Below are 20507 nucleotides of genomic sequence, written 5' to 3' on the forward strand. Positions count from 1 at the left end.
TAGCGATTTTTCGTCATTAAATTTACCATCTTGACAGGGCTACGGTTTAAGCGCCTGTATCAAGCCAGGTGCCAACGTCTTTCTTCATGACGCCCGATCGCGTGAACTCAGCATCCACTCATTCCTCCAAGAAGAACCCCACCCTAACCCTCCCCTTGCCAAGGGGAGGGGACAAGAGGTCCAGTTAAACGTAAAAAACCTATTGTTGTAAGAGGGGAGGGGAACGGAAGTGAGGGGTATCAGTTATTATTATTATCTATGGGATATCCGGTGAAGCGAGAATACTGCACCATTCCTGATTGATTAGGGTCGGATATGGCCGCCACCCCCTTACGTTTTTTCTCGAAATAGATTAATCCACCAATCTCGTTGCCTACAAAAAAGCTCCCATGAATAAACTCATATTCAGGAATCTTAATTAGAAACAGATTGTGCGGGTCTTGCTTAAACAGTTTCTGAGTGATCGTCGGGATGACTTCTTGCAAAAAACGATGCTCAACAGGTCCGCCAAAATCCAGGAATTCGGGATGGTCGATAAATCGGTCCATATAATAATTCCAGAACTTCCCTAAATCTTTGTCGCGATCTAATCTGATTTGAAGTTCTCTTAATTTATGCAGACTAAATGAGGGTTGGGGGTTAGATTTTGGCATGACTAATTTATCCTGATGATAATAAGATGGACTCCTGATTCCATAGATATCGGGAAAGACTGGATTGCGAGTTTGATATCCTCTGGGTGTTGCTTTTTAGGAGGCGATCGCCCCTTTGGGAATAGCGGATGCGGACTGCTTTTTTGCCCCCAACCCAGCATCCAGGTTTCTGCTGTAGATCTCAGAGGGAACCGTGGGACCGAGAAAAACCCAGGGTTTCTGGGGTTTCCCCAGGGGGCGATCGGCAATTAGCCCTTTGGGTATAGCCGGTGCTGACTGCTGTTTAGGGAGCGATCGCATCAATGGGCAAGTTGATAGTTAGAATAACATAAAAAAACACCACAATCAAATTGAATCAATTTCATTGCGTAAAATTTCTTCGTCATGATCTGAAGTGTCGGGTTGTCCGGATTTTCCTAAACCAGCGATCGCCAATAGGAAGTTTTGCTGAGGTGACTCAGTGCGCTGCTGCCGGACTGTTTTATAACGGAGGTAGTCAACAAAGCTGGCAAGCTCAGTCAGCACCTCATCGGGTAGAGCATTGACAGCCTCGATTAAATTTTGCCGTTCTACACTTGTTTTAGACATGGCTGGAATCTCCGTAGGTGTAAGTTTTTTACGATTATTTATCTTTTTTCCGTTTAGCAGACTTTTTCCCGGGCTTTTGGTGACTGGTCATTTTAGTATAAAGCTCAAACAGCTTTTCTAGGCGTTCCGTGTCGTTTTTGAAGCGGCGACCGATGTAAATGCGTTCGATAATTTCATCATTGCGATCGTGCGCTTCCCGGACAAGGGGGAATTCGCTATCCATCCGTTCTGGGTCGTACATTTCCGCAATCGTAGCGGGGAAATAATGCTCCCGCGCTAATAGGATTTCTTCCGCGCAACGGGTCAGGTCGAGTTTGTTTTTTTCCGTTAGAGTGGGAACCGGGAAGGTATTCCAGCCGAGAGTATTGGAGTAGCGAAAATCGGTTTTTAGCTTGCCGCAGACGGTGGCAATCCAGACTAGGTGCAGCCGTGAAGCGATTAGTGCCATATTCCACAGAGGTGCATCATAAATGACAGAGGCGAGATTGGATACAACGATGGATTCTCCTGTTATCTCGCAGGGTAAATATTCTCGCCTTTCCGACGAGACATTTGGAACAGCTATTCCAGCTTTACACGAGTGTGGTGCAAATACAAAACGGTGTGAGGCATCAACTTTATCATTGGCTTGCTTACCTCGGCTATTAGCGCGAAAGATAGCTACCTTTTGTATTCGCTCTCGAATAGGCTTGATTGCTAGTGCAGCTTGAAGTTCTTCGTCTTCTATCCATAGACACCACCTTCCTCCGCCATTAATCAGTTCCCTAGACCCTACATAACGCTTAATAAATCGAGAAGAAGATGGAAACTGGCTCAAGAGTAAAGCCTTTTCTGTAAAGTCAAGAATTAGGTTGCCACCATCAGTAGGTTTATTTCCTGATTGCATATTACCAATTTCCGATAATGCAAGAGCTCTTTTTTTAACGATCACTGAATCTGTTGCTAAAAGATAAGGACTGATGTTTGTGACATTGCGAACAATATCATTATCAGATAACTGTCTTGGATATTTGGGGTTTGCTGAAATGCCAATAATTACACAGGTTACTGCTGCTTTATTACTTGCAAGATTGCTCCATAAAAATGAGGTGTGTGCAAATTGAATGCAATTATCTTCTCCAAAAATAAGTGGCCATAACATAGCCACTTGCTCCCCTTGCGTGATAGAGTTAGTTGTTACAAAAGCACTAGATGATCCACTGCTTTTATTAAACTGTGCAGATTTTAAAATAAATGCTGCTACATAGTCAAGATCTTTATATTTTTTGAAAATCCGATCAAAAATATGAGCCATATCATATTTTTGATCGATTGTTTGGTTGACGCTTCCTTGATAAGGAGGATTCCCACAAATATAAGTTTCTCCCCCCTCATTCTCAAAATCAATCTCCGCCTCGTCTCGCGTTTCTCCCGATAAATCTAAATCCTCACGCTGCACCTTCACCCCCGTTCCCGTGGGTGGACACAAACTCAACCAATCCAACCGCAACGCATTCCCACAGGTAATCCAATTATCATTTTTCAGAGGCAGAAACTCCAATAATGCCAACTGCGGCCCCCGATACAACACATCACACTGAAACTCCGCAATAATCAACGCCAACCGCGCCACCTCTGCGGCAAAATGGCGAATTTCTATCCCCCGAAAATTGGTTAAAGGAATCTCAGAACGGCGCTCTAACTCTCCCCGACGCCGGTTAATGTCCGCCTCAATCTTCCGCATTTCCTTATAAGCAATCACCAGAAAATTCCCCGACCCACAAGCCGGGTCAAACACCCGAATTCGCGCTATCCGTTGCCGCAAATTCAACAACTTGCGGCGATTCTCCCCCGCCTCTTCCAACTGACTCCGTAAATCATCCAAAAACAACGGATTCAGCACTTTGAGAATATTCGGCACACTGGTATAGTGCATCCCCAAAGCGCCGCGTTCCTCCTCATCCGCCACCGCTTGAATCATCGACCCGAAAATATCAGGATTAATCTTTTTCCAGTCCAGATTTCCCACATGAAGCAAATAAGAACGGGCAATTTTGTTAAAACGGGGCACTGCCACATTGCCGGAAAATAGCCCGCCATTCACATAAGGAAACAGATCCGCCCAACTGCGAATCCCCGCAGCCTTTCGGTCCTTTAGGGGAGTATTCATCGCCCGAAATACCTCCGAGAGCACCTCATGGGTATTAGAAGCATCGGGGGCACTCATCTGGGCGATCGTCTGGGTAAACAATCCCTCACTGTGGAAAATATTCGTATCTTCCGCAAAAAAGCAGAAAATCAGCCGCGCCATAAAATGATTGAACTCTTCCTGACGTTCCGCCTTATCCCAGTCTGGATTCTGCTTCTGTAACTCCACATACAGCCGATTCAGGCGACCCGTTGCCTTGATATCAAAGGCATTCTCACGGATTTGCCGGACTGTGGTAATCCCCGCCAAAGCCAGGAAAAACCCAAAATGGTCAGAAAAGTCCCGGTAATCGCAGGCAACGGTTTCCCCATCCGCCAGATTTTCCGCCTCAAAACTGTTGCCATCCGTCGCCAGGATAAATTTAGCTTTGTAGCGAGTCGTAGCGGCACTCTCGCGCAATGCTGTGAGAGTTGCAGTAACTTCCCCTTCCGGGCAAACTTTCAAATGAATATTATTACGCTGAAGCACCCCACCGGGTAAATCCGATGGATTGGAGTTCCCACTTTTGAGCCGCTTAATCGTCGTCGTCTTGTTCCCAAACGCTTCCAGGAAGGCAAAGGGAAATTCTTCGGGGTCAAATGGTGCTTCGGCGAGTTGGGAAACGGCTTCTTCGATTTCAACAGCGTTCATAGTTTTAGAATTCTCTTAAATACTCTTGTTCCAATACTCTAACCCGGTGACCATCACATTTTCTAGCCACTGCTGGAAACGGGGAATTAAATTTTCTTGTTCATCAGCGTAGGAAAATTGAAACGGCGAATCAGTTAAAGGCTGAAGATCGCTAATGGTCGGTTCCCCTTCATCCCCATTATCTCGATGGTAAGCACAGGCACTACAAATCAGTAAACCACGGTATTCATGTCCGAGCACATGAAAAGAAAGAAGAATAGTTATGGAGGTTTCTATATTAATCACCAATTGAATCCAAGTGTGATAGTTCCGCAGGTTGGCAAAATATCCTAGTTGTTTCGCGGTTTCCACTACTTGATAGCGATGGTAATAATATCGAGGGTCGCCAACGGGGGCAGCAATTGTGAAAACGGGGGCATCACTTAATAAATTTTGTACAGATAGTTTAATGTCCTCAGCAATTTCCTGGAAGCGTTGAGAAGCAATATCAAATAAAAGGGCAGCAAATGTTTCCGCTTTTTGACATTTTTCCTGAACCGAGGCTAACTGATTTTGTTGCAATTTATCAGCGATCGCAGCCAGAATGACTTGGGTTCTTCTCGTCTCTGATAAGACTTGTTCTGATAGACCTAGGCTTCTTAAAAATGCTTGCTTTTGACTTTTGGCAAAAAGATTAATTAAACTCGATAATTCACCGCAGTCTGCATCTTCCAAAGCGGCAATATAAACGGCGCGATCGTCTCGGGTGATGACTAAAGGAAACCAACTGGCTTGAATGAAGACTAAACTGGCTAAACACCGAGCAACCCGACCATTTCCATCTTGAAAGGGGTGAATTTGGGTAAATCGATGATGCAACCAAGCCGCCTCAATTTCAGGCGGAACTTTTTGTTCTTGATGTTGATGATGGAAAGCGATTAATCGATCCATTTCCGATGCCACTTGTTCAGGAGGACAATACTCGTGAATTGTGCCTTCGGGTCGGAGGGGGTTATTCGGTTGACGTTTCCAGTCCCCTTTAATTAAGGAAACTTTAAAGATTTTTCCCTGTGGGGTTAAGGCTTCTGTGCTGTCCTGACTCTGAGTTAAAACTTGATGTAACTGCTTGATATAAAAATTAGATAAGTTTCTTTGTCCGCCAACAAAATCAAATAATCCCTCAATAGCAGCTTCTTGGTCTTTAATCAGGGAAACAACTTGTTTAACCGGAATATCTGTGGCTCCATGAGGAATTAATGCTTCATTAATTCCCTGTTCAATCAATAAACGAGTGATGCCGCGATCGAGGGTGTACAACCGCTCAATGATTCCCGTTTCGATCGCGATTTCCCGCCGCAACTTTTCGCTAAAGGTTTGAAACTCTCCAGATTGACGCAGGCGATCGGCTTGTTCGTTCCAAACCGTGACTAAAGGGGGCAGTTCACTACTAGCTAAATCTTGCCAGTTGGATGGCAAATCTTCGATGGGTTTCCACAACATAAAGTTTCATTTATATACTGACCCTATTATAACAAACTGTAAGACTCAAGCAAATGCGATCGGGCTTGTGTTCATCACAAAAGCTCTCCTATCTCCCTCACCAGATTACTGTCTTCCTCTGAAACATTTTAAGGATGGGAATCATACCCCTGAAGGTGATTATCTAAAGACCAGATAAACACCCGACGATTGGGAAACAAGCGCCTCGATTTTTCCCATTCCTGGACAATTGAGAGATCACCCATCCCTTTCCCTTGTGTTGCTGAATCCGGAAAATCAGTCAACCAGAGTTGCACTTCATCCAAAGTGGGAACCTGCATCACCGTCCAAGGGGTTTCCCCGGCGATCGCCATTTTAACTTGCTCAACAAACAACTCAGCACATTGTCGGCGCAAACGACCCTCACTGATATGAGCAATATGATTTCCGGTTTCATAAACAACTGCGATCGGTAACAGTAAATGGGTTCCTTTTTCCAAAAAATTCCTGAGTTGTTCCATGACTAACCCTCGCTCATCATTCAATTTAGGAATATTAAGAACATTACAAAAAATCGAAGTATCGACAATCGAGACATCCGCCATTAGTGAGCCTCCACCATCGAATTAAGCGAGGTCAACCAGTCTAGGGCCTGCTGTTTTTTGATGTCATTTCCTGGATGCTGCTTGACAAAACGTTCTAACAGTCCACGAGTCATTAAATGACCCACGGAACCCTGAGCAATCAGTTCCGGGTAATCGGGAATATCTTGCAACCGAATTAATTGACTTGACCCATCATCAGGACTGCGATAACAAAATTCAGTCTCAGGAATTGCCTCATCGGGAAGCGCATCTAATAAGGCAGGATTATGGCTACTAATGAGAATATGGAGATTACGTTTTCGAGCAATTTCAGCCATCCGAGATAGTAAGTCACTCGCACGACTGGGGTGTACACCATTATCGATTTCTTCAATGACTACTAAACTTTCTTCCGGTGCAGAAAGTAATACCGCTGCAATGGATAAAACTCGCAGCGTTCCATCAGACAATCGTGCGGCATCATAAGGAGTTGCCACCCCTCCAAACGTTTCAGTGAGTTGTAACATCACCTCATCCCGAGGGGTTTCTAAAAAACTAATCTCCTCAATATTCTGTTCTGGAAGACTACAAACAAAGTCTAAAACCGCCTGCTTAGAGGTTTTAGATTGACATAAATTATAAATAACTCCAGATAGATTTTGCCCTTTCTCGCGCAAAATTAAATCGGTTTTGTGACCATAATCTCTCATCAAGCTAGGCTCGGGTTCTAAAAACACAATCCCACTTAACCACCGGACATATTGCTCGCAAACCTTGGGGATAATTTCTCGACTTTTGGTATTTTCGGGTCTAAATCGAATGGCACTTAAAAGTTGGGTAAAAACCGCAATATGACTACTACAAACCAGGCTCGGTTTTTTGCCGCCTCTCGCAAAATTATTATAAGTCACAAAAATATCACTTCCTGCCCCTTGCGGTTCACTGGTGATTTCATACAACGGAACTTTAGAACTTGAACTGGTAATCCGTTCTTGCATAACCTGCAAATGGTTGTCTGAACTGAGTCCGAGTTGAATCTCAAAACCTTCCCAATCGGGATGGTTTGTCAAGCAAGCCAGTTGAAATGTCTGCTTCCCTCGATATCCTAAATGTTCGACATTCCCGCGAAAGAAAGTCTCTCCTTTTTCTTGAGGATTTCTGAGCAATCCCAGTCTTTCCCCAGTGGCGAGTCGAGATACAAGCCGCAAGGCTTCAATAACATTACTTTTACCGGAAGCATTGGCTCCAATTAATACGGTAAGTCGCCCTAAGTACAATGTCGCCGATTTATAACTTTTGAAATCTTTTAACTCTATTTCTGTAATCATCCTAGTTCACTCCGTTGGTGAGTTAAAATATTAAACTCTGCGGGTTCCCAAAACTCATTGGAAAATGTCCATTGTGGGAAACCAATTGCTTTTTCTTGGGAGCATCTCAATTTGGCAAAGAGACCTAACCCCCCAGCCCCCTTCCCACCCCTCCCCGGCCCTCCCCTAAGAGGAGAGGGAGGTATAAGGAATAAATGTCTTTCCGGGAAGGGGGAGCAAGACGTATAAATTCCCCTTTGAGGCCAAATTGAGATGCTCCCTTTTTCTTAATAAAATGTGTTATGATACTCTAATCAGACTGGCTGATTCCGGCTCATATTGGAATTGCTCAATGGTGCCGTCCTGAATTTTTGCGATCGCCTCCTCAATAGCTGCCAACGGCACCAGAAACCACTCCCTCGGCTTAACCGGCATATCAAAGCGATCGCGCAATTCCAACTCTAATCGCGCACTGGCGAAAAACTTCTGCAAAATTCCCTCCAGTTTCTTCCGATTAATATTAGCCAATTTAAAAGTCGCCACAATTTCCACATCCGCTAACAAATAGGTCGGGTCCTGCTTGGCATTAGCAATCCGCTTTTTGACATCCCCACCCGTCACCCCAATTTTATGAACAATTCCCCGATTCTGAGCAATAAAAGGATGCTCCGAATCGCTTCGCAACACATAAATATAACCCGTGGGTAAGTCATTTTCTGCCTCAATTTCAGGTTCAGCCTGAAAGGAAAATAACGGACCTAAATCCAGCTTAGTGATGCGACGACTGGTTTTATCTTTATTTAAAGCGCGCTGGAATGACCGAAACAGGGGATTACTCTCAGTGCCATTATCATAAATCACCCGCATCCGGCAATTTTTAAGACCATAGTCACTAACAAACATCTCTCCCATCTCAGCCACCAAAACTTTCTGTCCATCCAGAATAAACAAATCCTCGGGATTAATTGTGGCATTATCCTGATATTTTACCGTTTGCCGTTCCCCAGTTTTTAACTGACGGCCAACTTCCTCAAACATAGCTTTAAATTCATCAAAATCCTCGCAAGGAAACCGCTGGGCAACTTCCTCCGCTGCCTTGATTTCTCGACGCGAACGCACATGAGTTAACTGAGTCACATCATTTTCTGAAGCCGCATCAACCCCCAGAGAAGCCAACAGCGCCGCATCAATTTCGTCTTCTTCCAGGCTCTCTTCTAAAGCCCAACTAGCATCATTTTCTGCATTTAAAAGCCCTTGGGAGTCCAAAGGTTCTAGGAGGGCGCGACATTCCGCAGACTCTCGCAGGCGATCGAGTCGTACCGCATAGAGGCGATCGAAAATATCCCCCTCTTCTCCATGTTGAGGCAGTCTACCTTTTTCCGCGACAAACCGCTCAATTTCCTCAAAACCGGCGATAATTCTCTCTTCTCTGGGAGAATGTTGGCGAGTAGGTTCCGGGGTGATATCTATCCCCAACTCAGCCAATAGTTCTAAATCTTCATCAGTGGTGGATTTGTTGGATTTGGATTTAGGCATTGTTTTCCTCCTGGTGTTCAGATTCAGCAATGCCGTCCGGTTGTTGGGGCGGGTTTTGTAACTGTTGAATTAACCAATTGGCAGCAGCGGTGTTGGTTTCGGTGTTTAGTCGTTCTAGAGTTTGTTCTAAAAGGGCGATCGGCAACCCCGTCAATACTTGGGACTGGGCGATCGCTTCATAATGCCCCAATGGAGTCAAGCTAAAGGCAAAAATCCGCCGTCCTTTCACATCAACCACCCAATACTCAGAAATCCCTAAGCTGGCGTAGAGTTGCTTTTGTTCATCTAGGTCAAGGGTGAGGGACGTATCGGCAATTTCCCCCACCAAGTCGGGCAAACGGTGGCGACGCAAGTCAATCCGGCGCGGTTCTCCGGGTTGCCATCTGGGAATATTATCACCCTTGTACAGCACTAAATCTGGCGCACAGGCGTGGGTATCGGGCCGTTCAATGACACAGCGACCATAAGATTGTAAGACAAACTCAGGGTGCAGAAATACCCAAACAAAGAAAATTGCCGTCATCAAATCACTGAACGAAGCATGATTTGGTCCTTCTGTGCCCATATCTACCCACAACCATCCTTGATGAAATGAGATTTTTTGCCAGTCTATATCCCCGTTATCCCGGATAGCCACATAGTCTTGCCAGGTGGCGTTGTGGCGTTGGAGGATGGAGTTTGGGGGGGTGGATTTTTCTAGGGAGAGGGTCATGGATTTTCACCTCCAGATGAGCTATAAGGTATTCCAACAAATAAATCATCCAAATTTGATGCGATCGCACCTAACAAGACTGGATTAGCCCGCGCAGGCGGGCTTCGTCCGTGTAGACCCAGGCTTCAGCCTGCGGGTTGTTTGGATATTTTATTTTGTGGAGTTCCCTAAATTGATTTTAGGCATTTTTTTCCTCCTTAACCTTCCGTACTAGGACAGCAATCCCTTCCGCCATGCGTTTTTCCCAAGGATCGGCGGCGGTGAGAGAAGGCACGCGGCCCTTTTCCTGTTTGAACCGCTGCGCCCGTTTTGCTAACTCTCGCGCTTCTTCTAGAGAGAGATTAACTCGCTTGGCGGCGATCGCCTCTGCTACCAGTTTTAGCCGTTCTTCGCTCATCGACTTAGCCAGAATTGCATAAGCTTCCCCAAACGGATTAATCCGGTCAATCAAATCAATATCTAAATCGGTTACGGATAGGGCAAACTGGCGCACTCCATCAATTAGGGCGGTGTTTTTCGAGGCTAACCCGTCCCCTTCATTCAGGGTTTTCTTAGCTTGTTGCACCAAATTGAGAGCGGCGATCGCGTGTTGGCGGACCGCTTCGCGATCGCCTTCATCCAGATTCGGGAATTTGTCTTTAATAATCTTACCCATCCGCAATTGGGTCAGTTCCTCGGGCACTAATTCCTCATCAAATAAACCGCGCTCAATACTCGGCTTATCTTGCACAAAAGCGGTCACCAATTCTGTTAAATCTTCGCGACATATCCGGGAGGCTTCCGGGCTTTTGGGTAGGGTTAACCCCTTAATTTCTAGCTGAATTTCCCCCGTTTGTGGATTCACTCCCATATTGCACCGAGTCGGATCGTAGCCACTGTCCCCATACTCAAAGCCGGGAGTGGGTTGATTGTCTGGGCGCTTGGGTTTGAACTCGAAACGGGGCGCGAGGACCTGTTCCATTAGCAGACTAGCGGCGATCGCCTTAATCGTATCATTCACCGCCTCAGTCACCGCCATTTCGCTGGCATCAGGTTCCGCAATTAAGTTCGTAAACCGGGCGCGAGTCTTACCCGGTGCATCCCGAGTCGCCCGCCCAATAATCTGGACAATTTCCGTCAAACTGGAACGGTAACCAATGGTTAAAGCGTGTTCGCACCAAATCCAATCAAAACCTTCTTTAGCCATCCCCAGGGCGATAATAATATCCACATGATGAGGATTATTTTTCTGCCTGGGGTCTTTCAGCGCCGCAGCAACCCGATCCCGCTTGCTGGGGTCATCATCCACCAAGTCCGCAATCTTGAGAATCTTCCCCTCGGCAGTTTTGACCTGTTGAAATCCGGTGTTCGGGTCAATCCCCTGCCATTCTCCCAATGCCTCAATAATATGTTCCACTTCCCGGATTTTGTCCTTGGTACTTTCGCGAGAATTGACATTCGGAATATGCAGAATCGTTTTCTCATGGGGGTTGAGAACCTGCATAATTTCATCGGTGTAGCTACCGGAGTAAAAATAATAGCCAATATCGAGCTGTTTTAGGTATTCGTAGCCGTTGAGTTGTTCATAATAGGTATAGGTAACGTGGTGAAATTTGCCTTCGTCTTCCGGATGTAGCACCGCTTCCGCATCGCCGCGAAAATAAGAACCCGTCATAGCGACGATGTGGGTTTTATCGCGAGTCATGATTTGGCGGATATGGTCCCCCAGTTTGTTGTCTGGATTAGAGGAAACATGATGGAACTCATCAACGGCAATCAGGCGATCGTCCAACATTTCCACCCCAAACTTATCCACCGCAAACCGAAATGTGGCATGAGTACAAACCAGCACTTTCGCCTCGCTGTCGATAAATGTTTTTACCGCTTCTACTTTACCGCCATCGTTACCCGGGGCATTGCAGAGGTTCCACCGGGGTTCCACCTGCCAATCCGCCCAAAAGCCGAACTTTGTCAAGGGTTCATTATGGAAACTAGCCCCGATCGCCTTCTCTGGGACCACAATAATCGCTTGTTTGAGCTTCTGGTGAGTCAGCTTATCCAAAGCAATAAACATCAGCGCCCGACTTTTCCCCGAGGCGGGGGGAGATTTAATCAGCAGATATTGTTCCCCCCGTTTCTGATAAGCAAGTTCTTGCATGGGGCGCATCCCGAGGGCGTTGGGGCGGGTGGAAGTGCCATCCTGGGCGTAGGTAACGGAAACGGAGGGAATTGCAATCATGGGGTTGATAGGGTCATGAGATAGTTTAGGGTGAGGGAATTAGGCAGTCACGAGCTTGCCCGAGTTTGAACGAAATGAGCGATGCATCCGACATCTTGAACCAGTTGCAAGAACCAGCGGAGGTTTGAACCCTAGCCCTGTCAAGGTGTGTAGATTGTAGGGGCGCAATGCTTGCGCCCTCCGGAGGGCGTATGCAATACGCCCCTACAAGAAATAACGATTTTTCTTCATTAAATTTACCACCTTGACAGGGCTAGGTTTTAACCCCCGCCGGTTCTGGTGCTCAAGTCAAAACCGATGCATTCTGTCAGTCCCAACCACAGTAAAATCAGGATATCCCAAATTGGGGTGCGCATTCCATAGACCAACGAGCAGGTGGTAGGAAAAATGGATCAACAGGGTAAGGACTTTGAGATTGAGTTAGAGTTGCAGCAATTGCGTCAGGCGATGGAGATGGATTTAAAGTTAGAGCAGTTGCCTGAGGCGATCGCACCGCCACCGGCAGCAGAATCGGAGCAAACTGAGGCAGACGATCGCCCGGAAGCGTCACCGAATCCAGTCGCATCGCCCTCTTCCGGGAAACCCAAAGCATTGCTCGCCGCGATCGCCTTGTTGGGATTGGCGGTGGGGGGAAGTGCGATCGCCGCACTCAAGGTTCAGCATTGGGCGCTCACTACCTCAACCACCATTGGCGCTGAGATAGAAATGGCGCAAAAAACCGTAGATATTGACCTCCTGAAACAGCACCGCCAAACCCTGCAAACCACCACGGCTATCCTAGAAAAAACCCCTAATTTACCGGGATTCAACTATCAACAAGCCCAGGCTAATTTATCCGAATTGCGATCGCTCCAAACTACCCTACAACTAAACCTCACCGCAACCGAAAGCCTCAAACGAGCAGAAACCCTGGCAATGGAAGCGGCATTGCTCGTCCAAAATCCTCCTCATCCGGTGCAAGTTTGGGCCAAAGCACGGGGGAAATGGCAACAAGCGATCGGGCAATTAGAGAGCATTTCACCGGATAGCATCGTCAGTTCAACCGCAGAACAAAAGTTATCCAGCTATCAGACTAATCTGGCTAACATTAACAATCGAATGGCGACGGCTCAAAAAGCGGTAGACTTTAATAATCGAGGCGCTGCGGAAATTAGTAAACGAGACTATCAGCGAGCGATTCAATATTTTAACCAGGCGATCGGCCTGAATCCCAGCCAACCGGAAGCCTACATCGGACAAGGAATCGCTTACTCAGAACTCGGAAATAATCTCCAAGCCATTAAACACTACGACAAAGCCATCCAACTCAATTCTAACTTTGCCGAAGCCTACTACAACCGAGGGTTATCTCATTATGAACTTGGAAATGAGGAAAAAGCCCTAGAAGACTACAATCTCGCCATTCAAAACCAGCCCAATTATGCTCAAGCCTATCTCGAACGAGGTGGCGCTCACTATGCGCTCAACAACCCCTCTGCCGCAATGGCAGACTTCCAGAAAGCGGCCCAACTGTTTTCTCAGCAAGGGGATACTCCCAATCAAGAATTAGCGCAAAAAATTATCGACTATTTGCAAGCAACAACGGCATCTAATCTCGATGAAAGCGATCAGGCAGACTATCAAGAATGCGGGGACGCTTGGGGAAATCCCTGCAATGAAATTTATTACTATGTATCCCCCAGAAAATCCAATAATTCCCCTCGGGTGAATGTTCCCAACCCGCAACGGAACTCAAACTCCATTCGCACCCCCTCTCGCACTCGTGGAGGTAGCTTCCGCAGTCGGCGAAGGCGGTAATTGATATAGAGTTTTATTCTTTCGGCCATTCTTCTAACCCAGCTTCAGCTAATGCTTGTAAATCTGGCTCTTCTTCATAGAGTTCCGCATAAAGGGCGGCTGATTCTTGTAATTTCGCTGATTCTAAAGCCGATCGCAATCTTTGCATCGCTGTCATAACAAGCGCCCTCGAATCTTGAAACCCATAGTCTTGGAACTGCTCAACAAATTGGCTGATTGAATCATCCAGTTTAAAGGTATATTCTTTCACTTTTTCAATCCTCTCGAAGGAAACGGCTAATCAACAAAGTCGTTTGTCTTTACTTAGCCCGCGCAGGCGGGCTTCGTTTGTATAGCCCCACCCTTGAGGGTGCGGGTTTTTATTGAGCATGATTAATGCAGAATCTGGGATAAAACCTAACCCTCCCCAAAATATCGGGGAGGGCGATCGCACCCTTAAAACTGAACCATTTAAGGAGCCTTCCAATTCCCGCCAGTGGCTTAATCTACTGTCTCATTCACCGGGAAGCGATTAATCAACTGAATCGCCCGATAAGCATTCACCTTTAACTCCTCAGAAATATGAGGAACATAAGGAATCTGAGACAAGAAATCTAAAGTCCGGCGCAACATCCGCACAATATCCCCCTCATCTAAACTCGTATTCGCACAGAGTTCGTTCCATTCCACTCCCAGTGCCCACTCTTCGACGATCGCAATTAATTGCCGTTCTAACCAAATCGGCAGGGTCACCCGATGCCGATGTTGCAGTTGAAACAGTTTCCGTCGTTCTCCTTGCAGTTGGGACAACGCCCCATCCACCTCTCGGGACAGATTATAATTCGTCCAATTATCAGGACGGGAAACCTCTGTCACCAAGGCGGCACAAGCACAAGCAAACTGATGGGGTTCTAACCATTCTAAACAGCCAGACATCAAAGCCAATCCCAACCATAACTCGTTATCTCCCCGAATCGCTGCCGCACTTTCCCCCAAGGAAGTCACCTCAAAGGTCAGATTTTCAACCACCTCTTCATCACCATCGGTTTTAGTTTCCAACTGTCGTAAACATCCCACCTGTTGCAGAATGTTGATTAAATCCAGAAACTCTTCCCAGTGCGCCGTCAGATGACTATCCAGCTTGTTTTTAACCTTGGATAGGTCGCTTTCTAAGCGCTTATAGCGTTTAAAATGTTTAACCAGGGTGCCCGGATGTCCATATTGATTCAGAGGATGGTCCTTGAGTTGACCTTGCAGGGCCGCAATTCGCCCCTCTTGTTCCACCACTTCTGGGGCATAAAAGGTGGGAACTTCCAGGGGAATCAACTGAGCGATCGCCGCTGTATCTTCATTCCCCTTGCGGGATTGTCCCGGTTTCAACACCAATTCCCCCGGAGGTATCGGGGATTCAAATTGATTCCACCTCGGAAGCGGTTCATGCAATTCCACCACATCCAGTCCCGTCCCCACATACCAGCGATTGCTTTGACTCAGACAGACCAAAATCGGCGATTTCCCCGGTCCCGGTGCTTTGGCGACCAAAACTGCCAAAATGGGTTCTTTGGTGACAATATGACGGCCTTTGAGACTGAGCAACTGTCCCGGTTCAGCCGTTGGCAGCGCTTGAGCGGCGATCGTCCGGGTGGATTCTCGCGCTTGCTCCTCTAGGGTTTTGAGCAGTTGCTTTTCCACCTTCATGCGATCGCGTAATTTTTGATATCCCTTACACAGGTCCTCATCCACCCCTTGTAACTGCTTTTTGAGATTGGCCAATTCCTGGGTTTGTTTGGAAATATCTTGGAGTTTCGGTTGCAGGTGCAAGGTTGCCAAATACTGCCCAAAACTCGATTCCACCAGTTCTTTGGTTTCTTCTAAAGTATGGGTTTGCAGCAAATTTAAGACCATCCCGTAAGTGGGAGTAAACTGACTCACCAACGGGTCCGGTCCCACGGTAGCTAAATAGGACGCTTCTTTTGCCCCTTCAAACCGGGTCTGTACCGTAACCACATACCCCCGTTCATCCATCCCGCGACGACCAGCTCGACCGGACATTTGCAGGAATTCTGAGGCTTTTAAGAGTCGATGTCCATCATCGGTGCGCTTGGATAAACTGGAAATCACTGTCGTTCTAGCAGGCATATTAATTCCTGCCGCCAGGGTTTCTGTGGCAAAGACGACTTTAATTAACCCCGCCTGAAACAGTTCTTCGACTAATCCTTTCCAAGCGGGTAAAATTCCGGCATGATGGGCAGCAATTCCCCGTAGCAGGGGTTGCAGTTGTCCCGTGCGTTCCGCTTCTGGGTTTTTAGCTAAAAATTCATGGACTCGTTTGTGCAGTTGGGCCGCTTCTTTTGGACTGACGAGACTCAGGTCCGAAACTTGGGTCACTGCATCATCACATCGCCGACGACTGAAGATGAAGTAAATCGCCGGAAGCATATTTTTTTCATGCAAATGGGTCAATAACTCGATTAACCCCGGTTCGTCTCGATTCGACCCTCTGCCTTTCCCTGGGGTTTTAATCAGGCGCTGGTTAATTTTGGTCTGGTCTTTACTCAGCAGGGGAAATAATCCCTTGGCGCTGCAAAAGTAATATTCCAGGGGAACGGGTCGATAGTCGGAGTAAATTAACTCCGTAGGGCCATGTACTTCGGAGATCCACTCGGTCAACTGTCCGGCATTGGCAACGGTGGCAGAAAGGGCCACTAGCTGAATCTCTGGAGGACAGTAGATAATCGATTCTTCCCAGACGGTTCCCCGTTGGCGATCGTTCATGTAGTGGCATTCGTCCAGAACCACTGCCTCAACCCCATGCAAGGAGGTCCCCACGGCCCCAATGGAGGTGCCGTAGAGCATATTTCTAAAAATTTCCGTGGTCATCACCAACACCGCTGCATCCCGGTTGATGGAGATATCCCCGGTGAGGAGTCCCACGTTTTCTTCCCCAAACTGTTGGCGAAAGTCGCGCAGTTTTTGGTTGGAGAGGGCCTTGAGGGGGGTGGTGTAAAAGACTCGTCCACCCCGTTTTAAGGCGCGGTGGATGGTGTATTCTCCAATTAAGGTTTTCCCGGACCCCGTGGGCGCACAAACCACCACGGACCGGCCTGCTTCTAAGGCGGCGATCGCCTCATGCTGAAATCGATCTAACGCAAAGGGAAACAGGTTGTTTGACTCAAATTTTTTCAAGATAGGGGTACTGTTCACGCCCAAAAATTCCTAGTGCTTTTGTTTACTGTTTTTTCAAATCGGTTTGCCTGGGTCGCTCCTGTGTTCTAGCAGTTGCTTTAGTTAGCAGTCGGATATAGCGTTTTCCAGTGTTATTCCTGGACATTTTTTTGGAGTGCGAGCATCTTGCTCGCTATTCTAGGATAGCGAGCAAGATGCTCGCACTCCTTAATCGCATCTGTACCTGATGACTCCAGGAACCGCTATACGTTTGTTTTTTTAGCGTTCTCCTCCGCTGCCCTTAGAATTTGCTCGCTTCCCAATTGCCTGACCGATTTTGGTGGGGGGGTTGCCCGTTGGCTGGCTCTCTCCCCCGCTTCTTTATTAAAATCCCATTATTCTTTGGTGATTATTATAGCAATCTTCTAGGTCATCCTTCGACTTGGGTTTATACCTGTTCTGTTTTCAAAAAATTGCCGGGTCATCTTGCCAATTTTTGGCTTTAATTGTTTAATTCTTTCAATTATGACCTTTTGGGTTTTCCTTATCCTCGGTTCCGGTCTCTCCAGTCTGTTGAACCTGTTAGCTATTGACAATTGTCAATCTGGAAAGAGAGATAGACCAAACTGGGTTACAAGCGGCGCATGAGTTCGCTTAACAGGGAACCGGGGACTCGGGATAATGCCCGAGTTTGTCCCTCAATGCCAAATTCCCCATAAATGGTGCGGACAATTTGGACAATATAGGCCCAGGCATTTTGATGGCGTTCCGGTTGGTCTTGAGTGGCAGTCGCCCCTTGGATATAATGATCCAGGGCGGCATGGAGATGTTGAGCGCGGCAGGTGGCATCGGGGATGGCGTTGGTTTGGGTCACCAGTTGATAATGAGCCAATCCCACGTTGGTATGAGCGGCAATCAAATCAAAGGCTAAGATTTTTTGGGGAGAAGACAGACCCCCGGCCTGTTGAGAGAGTGTCTCTCCCAAGGTAATGGCTGCATCGTAGGCGGCGATCGCCTCCGTTAAAAATTCCGCCCGCAGTTCCGGTTCGGATTGCGAGTGATTGGCCAAATGCCAATAGGCGGTTCCTAAATTATTTTGAGTCGCAGCATGAGCCGTGGGAAGTTTCTGTTTTGTCCGATACATTAATGCAATCTGATAGGCAGCGATCGCCAGCATCAGATAATCTTTCGGTTTTTCATATTGGGCTAAATTCCAATAGGCTGTCCCCAAATTATTTTGAATCATCCCATATTCTAGGGGTTGTTCCGATCGCGAATGATGTCGCAACGCTTCACTATAGGCCGAAACCGCTTGTTTTAAATTCTCCACCGCATCCCGATGTTGGGCCAAGTTCCAATAGGCGGTTCCCAAATTATTTTGAGTGGCAGCATAAGGCCGCAGGTCCCCACCGGATTCTCCCTTCCGATAGTTTAAGGCTTGTTGGTAGGCCCCGATGGAACGTTCTAAATTCTCCTGACGGTCTTGATACCGGGCCAATTCGCTATAGACTGCCCCTAAATTATTCTGAATCCGCGCCCAGACAGCGGGTTGGGCCTCCGCATCCAGATGTTGCAATCCCTGGTGATAGAGTTCAACCGCCTTGAATAAGTGCGGTAGTTTCTCTTCCGGTTGCGATTGATAGCGCGATCGCATCCAGTGACAATTTCCCAAGTCATTGGCCAAATCTCCCCACTCCGGCGCATCCTTCTCCATCAAGGCGATCGCCTCTTTGTATGCCAGAATCGCCAGGGTCAAATATTGCGGCAACAACTCGGGAGTGACTGTCGCCCCATTTTGGCCTCCACTATTCCCCTTAGATAACCCATCCCGATAAAACGAACCCAATTTCAGATAAGCATCCGCCAGTTTCCCCCGAGAGGTCCCGCTATGGTGCAGTTGTTCCACCTGTTCCAAGAGTTTCAGGGGGAGAGTATTGGCCGCAGAAGGCACAACTTCTGCCTTGACATCCCCGGGGATTTGTGCATTAACCGTGCCCCAGACTAATTCCACCAGCTTTGCTGGAGGTTTGGGGGGGAGTGGGGGGGATGGGGGAGATGGGGGAGATGGGGGAGATGGGGGAGATAGGAGGGAGATGGGGGTGATGACTAAAGGAGTGGGGGTTTTGGGGGGGAGGTAGTCGCCTTCTGTTTCTAGGCGAGATTGTTCTAAGGGGAGTAATTGTCGCGGTGGAGTATTTTCTTGGGGTAACCGGGGGATGACTGAGGATGCTTCAATGGTGGTTTGACTGTACTCTGGAGACGGGGCGACGGGAGTGGGTTCTCCCTCAAACTCAAACAGTCCAGTGCGACAGTGCCAAAATTGGGGTGCAGATTGAGCGATCGTCCGACCCCAAGGACGAGATACCCAGAGTAGGATACTACAAGAAAACAGGCGATCGCCCGCATCACTCAAGCGGCCCTCACTCGCCTCTAAGTCCGCTAAAAAGGACCATTGCACCGCTGGACTCGCTTTGGTTAATTTTTCCAATCCCAGGACCTGAAACACCGGCAAAGGCGATCGCCGATCCGGTAGCGGATGACGAGAGATCCATCCCTCAATTTGGGCAACTGGATTGGGGTCCTGGAGATTTAACTCCAAACTCACCAATCGGGGATATTGGGATTTACCCGTTTTCCCCCCTCCATTCTCCTGGGTTTCCCCACATCCACAATCCGCTTGCAAATCCGCAACTAAACCCTTTGCCAATCGGTTTCGCAGAGGCAAGTCATCACAGACCGCCACAAAGATTTGACGGCGTAAATTCAGACTCAGCGCCAGTTTAAGCTGCTTGTAGGTTTGCCGATTAACGTCCAAAACTGTTAGGGGAAGAATATCCGTTACGATCATCGTATCAGGATCACGAGTGCAGGGAATAAGGATGCAAACTCTGCCGAGGGGACACTGAACACTTAACTCCATCGGCAAAGTTGGCGTGAACAGATACTCTTTCCAGGAGTTCCTCAAAGGTTCAGGAGGGATAACACCTGGGCGATCGTCCGGACAAATTCCCAGAAGAAACGACTGAAGTCGTTACTACAAACAGTCAGAAACAACTTCAGTTATCTCCGGATTCGTTTGTAGTGACGACTTCAGTCGTCTCCGGATGTTCGTAAACCTGGTTTAAACAGGCTGTTCTAATTAGCTGACGCTAGAAATCGAGGCAGCTAAGACCAATAAACCGCTGACTAATAAAAGGCCCAAAACCGCCTGGACCGCGTAGTTACGTTTTTCCGTGGTCGTTGGAGGGGTGGCGGTGTACATTTTCGGCTCTTTTGCAAAATTATTGAGCAATCCGCCTTCATCTTCACTATAGGGCATTTTTTAAAACCTCAGTCTTTCTACCTACCTAATTTTACTCTACCAGATGCCGGGAAAGATTGATCCCGGAATCATCAATTTTATCCACAACCCCATCTGGGAACGCGGGAGGATGGGGAGATGGGGAGGATGGGGGAGATGGGGAGGACTTACAAGGGTAGGTTGTTTACGGGGTAATTTTTCTCAAGTTTTGGGGCTTATTCCCCTCCCTTGGAGGGGTGCCCCGGAGGGGCGGGGTGGTAAATTCTACCTCGTGAGCAGGTATTGATCTATGCTTCTTTACTCAAAAGTATCTGTCTGTTTCAAATCAAGAAACCACCCCGTCCCTTCGGGACACCCCTCCAAGGGAGGGGAATATGCCTGTATCCTCCGC

15 protein-coding genes are annotated in these 20507 nt (G+C 47.5%); 1 reads left to right on the top strand and 14 read right to left on the bottom strand.

Annotation, left to right across the window (positions count from 1 at the left end):
- Nucleotides 1-239: 239 nt before the first annotated feature.
- From NG833_RS19905 to NG833_RS19950, 10 genes are all read right to left on the bottom strand, one after another.
- A complete protein-coding gene (locus tag NG833_RS19905; RefSeq protein WP_254567015.1) occupies nt 240-653 on the bottom strand; it encodes a hypothetical protein in 414 nt (137 codons plus the stop codon).
- A gap of 96 nt (nt 654-749) precedes the next feature.
- On the bottom strand, nt 750-953 hold the full coding sequence (locus NG833_RS19910; RefSeq protein WP_254567016.1) for a hypothetical protein: 204 nt from the start codon (nt 951-953) through the stop codon (nt 750-752).
- Between the two features lie 45 nt (nt 954-998).
- Complete coding sequence (locus NG833_RS19915; protein WP_254567017.1) at nt 999-1241, bottom strand: DUF2281 domain-containing protein; 243 nt, start codon at nt 1239-1241, stop codon at nt 999-1001.
- 34 nt (nt 1242-1275) lie between these two features.
- Nucleotides 1276-4059, bottom strand: coding sequence for a DNA methyltransferase (locus NG833_RS19920; RefSeq protein ID WP_254567018.1), 2784 nt, complete (start codon nt 4057-4059; stop codon nt 1276-1278).
- Between the two features lie 15 nt (nt 4060-4074).
- Complete coding sequence (locus NG833_RS19925; protein WP_254567019.1) at nt 4075-5538, bottom strand: Fic family protein; 1464 nt, start codon at nt 5536-5538, stop codon at nt 4075-4077.
- Nucleotides 5539-5666: 128 nt separating this feature from the next.
- Nucleotides 5667-6122, bottom strand: coding sequence for a hypothetical protein (locus tag NG833_RS19930; RefSeq protein ID WP_254567020.1), 456 nt, complete (start codon nt 6120-6122; stop codon nt 5667-5669).
- Entirely contained in the window at nt 6122-7429 is a 1308-nt protein-coding gene (locus NG833_RS19935) for an AAA family ATPase (protein WP_254567021.1), read from the bottom strand. Before NG833_RS19935 ends, NG833_RS19930 begins: the two co-directional genes overlap by 1 nt.
- Before the next feature lie 279 nt (nt 7430-7708).
- Nucleotides 7709-8944 carry a GIY-YIG nuclease family protein gene (locus NG833_RS19940; RefSeq protein WP_254567022.1) on the bottom strand — a complete coding sequence of 412 codons (1236 nt, stop codon included), beginning with the start codon at nt 8942-8944 and terminating at the stop codon, nt 7709-7711.
- Complete coding sequence (locus NG833_RS19945) at nt 8937-9656, bottom strand: Uma2 family endonuclease (RefSeq protein ID WP_254567023.1); 720 nt, start codon at nt 9654-9656, stop codon at nt 8937-8939. The genes NG833_RS19940 and NG833_RS19945 overlap by 8 nt, the downstream gene beginning before the upstream one ends.
- 178 nt (nt 9657-9834) lie before the next feature.
- Nucleotides 9835-11874 (bottom strand): DEAD/DEAH box helicase, encoded by a 2040-nt coding sequence (locus tag NG833_RS19950; protein ID WP_254567024.1) that lies wholly within the window; start codon nt 11872-11874, stop codon nt 9835-9837.
- Between the two features lie 387 nt (nt 11875-12261).
- Here NG833_RS19950 and NG833_RS19955 point away from each other — a divergent pair, with 387 nt between their 5' ends.
- The gene (locus NG833_RS19955) at nt 12262-13671 is read left to right on the top strand and encodes a tetratricopeptide repeat protein (RefSeq protein ID WP_254567025.1); all 1410 of its coding nucleotides are present in this window, start codon (nt 12262-12264) and stop codon (nt 13669-13671) included.
- 13 nt (nt 13672-13684) lie between these two features.
- Here the strand turns inward: NG833_RS19955 and NG833_RS19960 are convergent, their stop codons facing one another.
- The 4 genes from NG833_RS19960 to psb34 all read right to left on the bottom strand — a co-directional run bounded on the left by NG833_RS19960 (nt 13685) and on the right by psb34 (nt 20134).
- Nucleotides 13685-13921, bottom strand: coding sequence for a hypothetical protein (locus NG833_RS19960; RefSeq protein WP_254567026.1), 237 nt, complete (start codon nt 13919-13921; stop codon nt 13685-13687).
- Nucleotides 13922-14151: 230 nt separating this feature from the next.
- Complete coding sequence (locus NG833_RS19965; protein ID WP_254567027.1) at nt 14152-16854, bottom strand: RNA helicase; 2703 nt, start codon at nt 16852-16854, stop codon at nt 14152-14154.
- A 592-nt stretch (nt 16855-17446) separates the two neighbouring features.
- On the bottom strand, nt 17447-19663 hold the full coding sequence (locus tag NG833_RS19970; protein WP_254567028.1) for a tetratricopeptide repeat protein: 2217 nt from the start codon (nt 19661-19663) through the stop codon (nt 17447-17449).
- A gap of 291 nt (nt 19664-19954) precedes the next feature.
- A complete protein-coding gene (psb34, locus tag NG833_RS19975; protein ID WP_254567029.1) occupies nt 19955-20134 on the bottom strand; it encodes a photosystem II assembly protein Psb34 in 180 nt (59 codons plus the stop codon).
- Between the last annotated feature and the right edge of the window lie 373 nt (nt 20135-20507).

The sequence above is a fragment of the Oscillatoria sp. HE19RPO genome, from assembly GCF_024220515.1.
Classification (GTDB): domain Bacteria; phylum Cyanobacteriota; class Cyanobacteriia; order Cyanobacteriales; family Laspinemataceae; genus Laspinema.